2 protein-coding genes are annotated in these 1333 nt (G+C 68.9%); both read left to right on the top strand.

Annotated elements, in window-relative coordinates:
• Positions 1–181, top strand: a 181-nt coding sequence (locus MJD61_16660; GenBank protein ID MCG8556893.1) for a hypothetical protein, incomplete at its 5' end; no start/stop codon positions are given.
• Positions 182–464: 283 nt separating this feature from the next.
• The coding region (locus MJD61_16655) for a hypothetical protein (GenBank protein MCG8556892.1) at positions 465–1333 on the top strand (869 nt) is incomplete at its 3' end.

Genomic DNA, 1333 nt, shown 5'->3' with positions numbered 1-1333 from the left:
GGAGCTCGAGGCGGCACGGGTGGTGGCAGCGTTGCATCGGGCGGCTCGGCTGGCCTGGCGGGTTCGCGAGGCCGGGGCGGTTTCGGAGGAGGAGGTGGTAGTGGGGGTCGAAGTGGCTCCAGCGGCGCGGCCGGAACGGGCGGCGCAGGAACGGGAGGTCGGGGTGGCCTGGGCGGTATAGTGGTCGGAGGCATGGTCGCTTCAGGCGGCCTGGGAGGTGTACCGGTCGCAGGTATGGTCGCTTCAGGCGGCTTGGGCGGCGGTGGAAGCGATCCGCCGCTCGTACCGGTACCCTGCCCCTCTTACGCGCCAGTGTGCACGATGAGTAGCTGGCTTCCGGACGTCTACTACTGCGCAGAGAAGGCAGGACGTGGGCCGGCTCATAATTGCCAAGATCTTAGATGCATGGGCCGTTGCGTGTATGTAGGACGTAGACCATGGTGCATCATTGATTGCCGTCCTCCATGAAGCCCGGGGCGCGGGTCGTTGCCCACGGCCTCCCGAGCGATGACGGCTCGCGGTCGCCAACCCTGGGGATCCTTGTGCGCACGGCCTGCATGCTGGTGGGCTTGGCCGTGCCGGCCGCGGCGCTGGCCAACGGCCGCTATCCGAGGGCGCAGCAAGTCCTTGAGGACCCGCGCGACCCCAACCACTTGATCGTGCGCGCAACGTACGGGTTGCTTGTCACGCGCGACGCGGGCAAGCACTGGTCGCTGATCTGCGAGCAGGCCGCCGGCTACGGCGGTAACGAGGACCCGATGCTGGGCCTGCTCGGCGATGGCTCGCTCCTGGCCGGCACCCTCGGCGGTCTCGTACACGCCTCCGATCGGGCGTGCCGCGTGGAGCGCGCCCACGGAGTCCTCGGCAGTGCCGAGATCGTGGACGTTGCCGTGCATCCCGTGGACCGCACGCGCGCGCTCGCCCTAAGCAGAAGCGCGCAGCCGGGCTTGTCCGTGCACAGGCTGTGGCAGACGAGCGATCACGGCGCGAGCTGGACAAAGCTCGGCGGGCCGTTCGGCGCAGAGCTCAACCTGGTCGCAACCGCCTTCGACGCTGCACCCAGTGACCCGCGCCGCATCTACGTGAGCGGCTTGGTGGATACGCCCGCGATCGCAGGGGTGCTCCTGCGGAGCGACGACGGAGCGGTCCGCTGGACCGTGCTGCCTGTGCCGGACACCGGGTCGCGTGCCATTCCTTTCTTCACCTCGGTGGCGCTAGACGATCCCGATACGCTCTACGTGCGCATACGCGCTGCGAAAGCAGACCGCTTGCTGGTCTCTTCGGACGGGGGCCGTTCCTGGCGCAGCGTGCTCGAGGGCAAGGCCGTGATGGC

Source organism: Pseudomonadota bacterium (assembly GCA_022361155.1).
In the GTDB taxonomy this organism is placed as follows: domain Bacteria; phylum Myxococcota_A; class Polyangia; order Polyangiales; family JAKSBK01; genus JAKSBK01.
This window is presented reverse-complemented; position numbering and strand designations above follow the sequence as displayed.